Here is an 8,976-nt window from a genome sequence, read left to right as displayed (position 1 = left end):
AACCCGCGAAACACTCACCGCACTCGCCCACCTCCACACCCACGGCACCACCGTCGACTGGAACGCCTTCTACACCGGCACCGGCGCCCGGCACACCGACCTCCCCACCTACGCCTTCCAACACCAGCGCTACTGGTCCGTCACCCCGAGCACGGCCGTCGACGCCACGCACCTCGGCCAGACCGACGCCGAGCACCCGCTGCTCGGTGCCGTGGTGGACTCTCCCGAGTCGGGAGAGACGGTGTTCACCGGACGCATCTCCGTCCGGACCCAGAGCTGGATCGCGGATCACGACGTACTGGGTTCGGTCCTGCTGCCCGGCACCGGCTTCGTCGAGTTGGCTCTGCGGGCCGGTGACCACGTGGGCTGCGGTGCCCTCGAGGAGCTGACCCTGCAGGCGCCGCTCGTCCTCCCGGACAGCGGTGGTGTCGCGCTCCAGGTCGCGGTGGGTGCGCCCGACGCCTCCGGTCTCCGGTCGGTGAGCATCCACTCCCGTCCGGCCGACGCTCAGGGATCCGAGGCCGTGTGGACACGTCATGCCCTCGGTGCTCTGGCGCCGCGGCAGCCGGAACCGGACCGCGATCTCATCCAGTGGCCGCCGCGGGACGCCGAGCCTCTGTCCGTCGAGGGCGGTTACCAGCGGCTGCTGGAGCGCGGCTACGCCTACGGCCCCGTCTTCCAGGGCCTCAAGGCCGCCTGGCGACGCGGCGACGAAGTCTTCGCCGAAGTCACCCTTCCCGAGGAAGCCCACGCCGATGCCCAGCGCTTCGGGATCCACCCCGCCCTCCTCGACGCGGCCATGCACGTCGATCTGCTGGCCGACGAGGGGCCGGAGAACGACCGCACCGTGCTGCCGTTCTCGTGGAACGGCGTGACGCTGCACGCTGCGGGTGCCACTGCGCTGCGGGTGCGGATGAAGCCGACCGGACCGGACAGCGCCTCGCTGACGGTGGCCGACACGGCCGGCCGGCCCGTGCTGAGTGTGGAGTCCCTCGTCTCCCGTCCCGTGTCCTCCGAGCAACTGAACGCCGGGCGCGACGTGTTCAGGGATTCGCTGTTCCGAGTCCAGTGGCAGCCGGCGCCTCTGTCCCGCGAAGCCCTCGGCTCCGCGACGGCCTCCATGCCGTCGTTGGAGGACGCCTTGGCCGCAGCCTCGGACGAGGCCATGGGTGCGGCGTCGACCGGTGTTCTGCCTCCGTACGTCCGGCTCGCCATCGAGGGAACGGCGGCGGCTTCCGGGGTCGTCCCGGAGCTGCGGACCGTGCTGGACCGGGCACTCCGCGCCGTGCAGACGTGGTCGGAGGACGAGCGGTTCGCCCAGTCGCGGCTGGTCGTCACGACCCGGGGCGCGGTGTCCGTGGACGGCCGTGACGTGGACGTGTCCGTCGCCCCGGTGTGGGGCCTGGTACGCGCCGCCCAGTCCGAACACCCCGGCCGATTCGTCCTCGTGGACCTGGACGGTACGCAGGAGTCCGACCGCGCACTGACCGCGGCCGTGGCCTCCGGCGAACCCGAGATCGCCCTGCGCAACGGCGAACTCCGCGTCCCGCGCCTCGGACGCGCCGACGTCAACCCCGTCGTCACCGAGCTCGACCCCGACGGGACGGTGCTGATCACGGGCGGCACAGGGGGTCTCGGTGCGCTCGTCGCCCGTCACCTCGTCGCCCACCACGGCGTGCGCCACCTGCTCCTCACCAGCCGGCGCGGCTCGGACTCGCCCGGTGCCACCGAACTGCGGGCGGAGCTGGAGGCTCTCGGCGCGGAGGTGACGTTCGCCGCCTGTGACGTCTCCGACCGCGACGCCCTGGAGCGGCTCCTCGGCGGCATCCCCGCCGACCGTCCCCTCGGCGGTGTCGTCCATGCCGCCGGTGTAGGGGACAACGGTGTGCTCGGTTCGATGACGCCGGAGCGTCTGGACTCCGTTCTGCGGCCGAAGGCGGATGCCGCCTGGCACCTGCACGAACTGACCTCCGGACTGGACCTGTCCTTCTTCGTCCTCTTCTCCTCCGCGGGAGGCATGGTGCTGGCGGCCGGGCAGGCGGGCTACGCGGCGGCGAACCTCTTCCTGGACGCTCTCGCCGAGCACAGGCGGGCGGCGGGACTGCCCGCCGTGTCCCTCGCCTTCGGCCTGTGGGGTGTGGGCGCCGGACTGGGGGCGGAGCTCGGCGACGCCGACTTCCAGCGGATGCGGCGGCTGGGCATGCCGGCGATGTCGGCCGAGGAGGGCCTGGCCCTGTTCGATCAGGGTCTCGTGGCCCAGGAGGCGGTCCTCGCGCCGATCCGGCTCGACTTCGCGGCCCTGCGGTCCCGTGCTGGGGAGCTTCCCGCTCTTCTGCGCGGCCTGGTCCGCCGTACGCCCGCCCGCGAGACGGCGGCGCGCGCAGCCGAGGGGCCGGCTTCCGGGCCCGACCTGCGCCAGCGTCTGGCCGGCCTGCAGCCGGACGAGCGCGACCGGGCCCTGCTGGACCTCGTCCGCACGCAGGTGGCGGCCGTACTGGGCCACGGCAGCGCCGATGCCGTCGGTCAGGACCGGGCCTTCAAGGAACTCGGGTTCGACTCGCTGGCCGCGGTGGAGCTGCGGAACGCCCTCAACGGCGCCACGGGACTGCGCCTGCCGGCCACCCTCGTGTTCGACTACCCGACGTCGCGGGCGGTGGCCGACCACCTCCGGTCCGAGCTGTTCGCCGGCGAGGAGGCGACCGGGCCGTCGGTGGACGGCGAACTGGCCAAGCTGGAGGCCGTACTGGCGAGTGCGGCGGCGGTGGACGAGGAAGAGCACGCGCGTATCGCGGCCCGGCTCAGGGCCCTGACGTCCCAGTGGCTGGAGGCCCGCTCGCCGGTCACCCCCGCCGAGGAGGAGACGGACGCGGACCTGAAGTCCGCCACGGCCAGTGACCTGTTCGACATCCTGGACAGCGAGCTGGGGACCTCGTCCGAGTAGTGGTGCGCAGGAACGATGTCGGGCCCCGTCTTCTGCCGGCGGGGCCCGACGCCGTGCGACGCCCGTATCAGGGGCGGAGTCGCGCCCGGGCCCGTAAGGGGCTGATCGGGGTCGGTAGGGGTTGGGCCGCCCCGAGGGGTCTAAGTAGCGTGACAACGAAATTCGCCGGTGACCGATCAGGCATTTCCAGGTGCTCGAAGCCCGCTCCAGCAGGAATTTTCTTGCGGCCTGATCAGGGCACGACGCTTTGGCGCGCGTAGATGTTCTCGACCGATTCATTGGGGTGGCGTGGGTGAGTGACGAGGAAAAGCTTCTCGATTACCTCAAGCGGGCGACTGTCGATCTGCGCGAGGCCCGGCGGCGGGTCGCCGAGCTGGAGCAGCGCGAGCGCGAGCCGATCGCGATCGTGGGCATGGCCTGCCGCTACCCCGGCGGGGTCGAATCCCCGGAGGATCTCTGGCGCCTCGTCTCCGAAGGAACCGACGCCGTGTCGCCCTTCCCCACCGACCGCGGTTGGGATCTGGACGGCCTGTACGACCCGGAACCGGGAAAGGCCGGCAAGAGCATTGCACGCGAGGGCGGATTCCTGTACGACGCCGCCGATTTCGATGCGGAATTCTTCGGTATTTCCCCGCGTGAAGCCGTCGCGACCGACGCACAGCAGCGCCTGTTGCTGGAGGCGTCCTGGGAGGCGATCGAGCGGACCGGGATCGACCCCAGCACGCTGAAGGGCAGCCGGACCGGTGTCTTCGCCGGCGTCATGTACCACGACTACGGGCAGGGCGGCAGCGCGGGAAGCCTGGTCTCGGGACGCGTTTCCTACACGCTGGGTCTTGAGGGCCCGGCGGTGACGGTGGACACGGCGTGCTCGTCGTCGCTGGTGGCGCTGCACTGGGCCATGCAGGCCCTGCGGCGGGGAGACTGCTCCCTCGCCCTCGCCGGCGGCGTCACGGTCATGGCCACGCCGGACATGTTCACGTACTTCAACGAGCAGCGGGGACTCGCCGCGGACGGCCGGTGCAAGTCCTTCGCCGCCGCGGCCGACGGCACCGGCTGCTCCGAGGGCGTCGGCGTACTCGTGGTCGAGCGTCTGTCGGACGCACGCCGCAACGGCCACCCGGTCCTCGCGGTGGTCCGGGGCAGCGCGATCAACCAGGACGGCGCGAGCAACGGCCTCACCGCCCCCAACGGCCCCTCGCAGCAGCGCGTCATCCGCCAGGCCCTCACCGACGCCGGGATCTCGGCCGAACAGGTCGACGCCGTCGAGGCCCACGGCACGGGCACCACCCTCGGCGACCCCATCGAAGCCCAGGCCCTGATGGCCACCTACGGCAAGGAACGCCCAGCCGAACAGGCACCCCTCTACCTGGGATCCATCAAGTCGAACATCGGGCACGCCCAGGCCGCCGCGGGCGTCGGCGGCGTCATCAAGATGGTCCAGGCCATGCACCAGGGGGTGCTCCCCAAGTCCCTCTACGCCGATGACCCTTCACCGCAGATCGACTGGACGGCCGGCGCCGTCGAACTGCTCACCGAGGCCCGGGAGTGGCCGGACACGGGCCGGCCCCGGCGCGCCGCTGTCTCGTCCTTCGGCATCAGCGGCACCAACGCCCACGTCATCCTGGAACAGGCCCCTGCGGAGGAGCGGCCAGAGGAGGCTGCGGAGCCGGTACGGTCACTGCCGGCGGTGCCCTGGGTCGTGTCCGGCAAGACCGCCCAGGCTCTGCGTGCTCAGTCGGAACGGCTGCTGTCATTCGTACAGTCACGGAGCGATGTCCGCCCGTTGGACCTGGGCCTTTCGCTGGCGACGACGCGCGCGGCGCTGGAGCATCGGGCGGTCGTCCTCGCCGCCGACCTGGACGAGGCCCGGGCCGGACTCACCGCCCTGGCGACTGGGGAAACGGCAGCCAACGTCGTACGCGGCACCGCCTCCACCGGTCTGACCGCGTTCCTGTTCACGGGTCAGGGTTCACAGCGCCTCGGCATGGGACGCGACCTCTACGCCGCCTTCCCCGCCTTCGCCACCGCCTTCGACACCGTCGCCGACACCCTGGACCAGCACCTGACCATCCCGCTGCGCACCGTCATCTGGGACAGCGACGACAGCGCGCTGCTGGACCGTACGGAGTACACGCAGCCCGCGCTGTTCGCCATCGAGGTCGCCCTGTTCCGACTGCTGGAGTCCTGGGGCATCCGCCCCGACTACGTCACCGGACACTCCATCGGCGAACTCGCCGCCGCCCACACCGCAGGAGTGCTCTCTCTCGAAGACGCCGCCACCCTCGTCACGGCACGAGGCCGGCTCATGCAGGCCCTGCCCGAAGGCGGCACCATGATCGCCGTCCAGGCCACCGAAGCCGAAGTCCTCCCGCACCTGACCGACCAGGTCAGCATCGCCGCCCTCAACGGACCCACCTCCGTGGTGATCTCCGGCGACGAGACCGAAGCACAGGCCATCGCGGACCGGTTCCCGGACCGCAAGACCAAACGACTGCGGACCTCCCACGCCTTCCACTCACCACTGATGGAACCCATGCTGGAAGAGTTCGCGCAGATCGCGCGGACACTCAGCCACCAGACACCCCGCATACCGGTCATCTCCAACGTCACCGGCGAACCCGTCACCCCGGACGCCGACTACTGGGTCAACCACGCCCGCAATGCCGTCCGCTTCACCGACGCCGTCGAACGCCTGCAGACCGAAGGCGTCACCACGTTCGTCGAGCTCGGCCCCGACGCCGTCCTCACCGCCATGGCCCAGGACACCCTCACCACCGACGACCTCACCTTCGCAGCAACCCTGCGCCGCGACCGCGACGAAACCCGCGAAACACTCACCGCACTCGCCCACCTCCACACCCACGGCACCACCGTCGACTGGAACGCCTTCTACACCGACACCGGCGCCCACCCCACCCCCCTCCCCACCTACGCCTTCCAACACCAGCGCTACTGGTGGACTCCCCCGGCATCGGACAGGGACGTCTCGCTCGTGGGTCTGGAGTCGGTGGGTCACCCGCTGCTCGGCGCCGTCGTCGTCTCCCCCGACGGCGACGGCGTCGTCCTCACCGGTCGGCTCTCCCTGCAGGGACAGACCTGGATCGCCGACCACGACGTACTCGGCACAGTCCTGCTCCCCGGGACCGGCTTCGTGGAACTCGCTCTCCAGGCGGGCGACTACGTCGGGTGCGACAGTCTCGACGAGCTCGTCCTCGAGGCTCCCCTCGCCCTGCCGCACGAGGGGGCGGTCGCCCTCCAGGTCGTCGTGGAAGACGCCGACTCGTCCGGCCGGCGCACGGTGTGCGTCTACTCCCGTCCGGCGGAGGGTCAGTCCCTGGACGCCGTATGGACCCGGCACGCCACCGGAACGCTCGCCGCCCGCGTCACCCAGCCCGGCTTCGACCTCGCCCAGTGGCCGCCACGGGACGCCGAGCCCCTGCCCGTCGAAGGCGGTTACCAGCGGCTGCTGGAGCGCGGCTACGCCTACGGCCCCCTCTTCCAGGGCCTCAAGGCCGCCTGGCGACGCGGCGACGAGATCTTCGCCGAAGTCACCCTCCCGGAAGACGCCCACGCAGACGCCGGCCGCTTCGGCATCCACCCCGCCCTCCTCGACGCAGCCCTGCATGTGAACCTGGTGGCGGACCAGGGGCCGGACAACGGTCGGACGGTTCTGCCGTTCTCGTGGAACGGCGTGACGCTCCACGCCGCCGGCGCCGCGATGCTTCGGCTGCGGATCACTCCGACCGGCCCGGACAGCGCGGCCCTGGCCTTGGCGGACGCGACCGGGCAGCCGGTGCTGAGCGTGGAGTCCCTGGTTTCCCGTCCCGTGTCGCAGGAGCAACTGGGCGGAGACCGCGACGAGTTCAAGGATTCGTTGTTCCGCATTCAGTGGCAGCCGACGCAGCTCTCACCCGACGCCACCGGCTCCGTGACATCAGCTCTGCCGTCGTTGGATGAGCTGCTGGGTGTGGCGGACGGCGGTGACACACCCCCGTACGCCGTGCTCAGCACCGGCGTCGCACAGGCCGACGACGTCACCACCGGCCGTCTTCGCACCTCGCTGGACCAGGTGCTCGAGGCGGTGCAGACCTGGCTGGCCGACGAGCGGTTCAGTGCCTCGCGTCTCGTGGTGACCACCCGTCGGGCCATGGCCGTGGAGGCTGCGGAAACGATCGATCCGGTCGCCTCGGCCGTGTGGGGCCTGGTCCGCTCCGCTCAGTCCGAGCATCCGGACCGGTTCGTGCTGGTGGACCTGGACGACAGCGATGCCTCGCTGCGTGCGTTGCCCGCCGCCCTCGCCACCGGCGAACCGGAGAGCGCCCTGCGCGACGGCACGTTCCTCGTCCCGCGTCTGGCACGCGCGGTGACCGGGCCGACGGCCGTCAGCGTCGACGACACCGCGCTGCGTCCCGACGGAACCGTACTGATCACGGGCGGCACGAGCGGCCTCGGCGCCCTGGTCGCCCGGCATGTCGTCGCCCGGCACGGCGTACGCCACCTGCTCCTCACCAGTCGCCGGGGGCCCGCCGCTCCGGGTGCCGACGAGCTCCGTGCCGAGCTGGAGGATCTGGGCGCGGACGTGACGATCGCCGCCTGCGACGTCTCCGACCGCGACGCCCTGGCCGGCCTGCTCGCCGAGATTCCGGCTGAGCGGCCTCTCACCGGCGTGGTGCACAGCGCCGGCGTCCTCGACGACGGACTCGTCAGCGCGCTCACTCCGGACCGTGTGGATGCCGTGCTGCGTCCCAAGGCGGATGCCGCCTGGCACCTGCACGAGCTGACCGCCGGACTCGATCTCGCCTTCTTCGTCGTCTTCTCGTCCGTGGCGGGCACACTCGGCGGTGGCGGCCAGGGCAACTACGCCGCCGCCAACGCCTTCCTGGACGGACTCGCCCAGCGCCGCAGGGCGAGCGGGCTGACCGGCGTGTCGCTGGCGTGGGGCCCGTGGGCCGAGGTCGGTGGCATGGCCGACCAGCTGGGTGAGGCCGACTGGGAACGCCTGGCACGCTCCGGCATGCCGCCGCTGCGCGCCGCCGACGGCCTGCCCCTCTTCGACGCGGCTCTGCGCCTCCCCGACAGTCTGCTGCTGCCGGTGCGCCTCGACGTCGCGACCCTGCGCAGCGCCGGCGCGGACCTTCCCGCGATGCTGCGCGGTCTCGTCCGCGTGTCTGGCCGCCAGGTCGCCCGGAACAGCGGTGCGGGCGGCGACTCCGGACTGACCGCGCGTCTCGCGGCCATGCCGGCGGAGGAACAGAACCGGTTCCTGCTGGACCTGGTGCGTACGCACGTCGCCGCCGTCCTCGGGCACGCCGGTGCGCACGCGATCGAGCCCGGCCGGGCGTTCAGCGACATCGGCTTCGACTCGCTGGCCTCCGTCGAGTTGCGCAACCGGCTGAACTCCGCCACCGGCCTGCGTCTGCCCGCCACGCTGACGTTCGACTATCCGACGGCACAGGCGCTCGCCGATTACATCGGCGCCAGCGTGCTGAGCCGCCAGGAGCAGTTGCCGGTCCAGCAGTCCACGGTGGTCACGGCGGTCGACGACGAGCCGATCGCGATCGTGGGCATGGCCTGCCGCTACCCCGGCGGCGTGAACTCCCCCGAGGACCTGTGGCGCCTGGTCGCCGAAGGCACCGACGCCGTCACCGACTTCCCCACCGACCGGGGCTGGGACCTCGACAACCTCTACGACCCCGAGCCCGGAACCCCCGGCAAGACCTACTCCCGCAACGGTGGCTTCCTGCATCAGGCCGCCGACTTCGACCCCGGCTTCTTCGGCATCTCGCCCCGCGAGGCCGTGGAGATGGACCCGCAGCAGCGCCTTCTCCTGGAGACGTCCTGGGAGGCCGTCGAACGGGCCGGCATCGATCCCCTGTCGCTCAAGGGCAGCCGGACCGGCGTCTTCGCCGGCGTCATGTACCACGACTACGCGATGGGTACCAGCCCGGGCAGCCTCGTCTCCGGCCGGGTCTCCTACACGCTGGGTCTGGAGGGCCCGGCGGTGACCGTGGACACGGCCTGCTCGTCGTCGCTGG

The 8,976-nt window shown here is 71.6% G+C and carries 1 protein-coding gene and 1 pseudogene; both read left to right on the top strand.

Features of this window, described 5'->3' with window-relative positions:
- On the top strand, nt 1–2,941 hold a 2,941-nt coding region (locus IE260_RS40585; protein WP_189880956.1), incomplete at its 5' end, for a type I polyketide synthase.
- Nucleotides 2,942–3,257: 316 nt separating this feature from the next.
- Nucleotides 3,258–8,976 (top strand): annotated as a pseudogene (locus IE260_RS40580) (type I polyketide synthase); the annotation flags it as partial.

It is taken from the genome of Streptomyces viridiviolaceus (assembly GCF_014650995.1).
GTDB lineage: Bacteria > Actinomycetota > Actinomycetes > Streptomycetales > Streptomycetaceae > Streptomyces > Streptomyces viridiviolaceus.
Note: the sequence above shows the minus strand (reverse complement) of the source record. Positions and strands in the feature narration are given on the sequence as shown.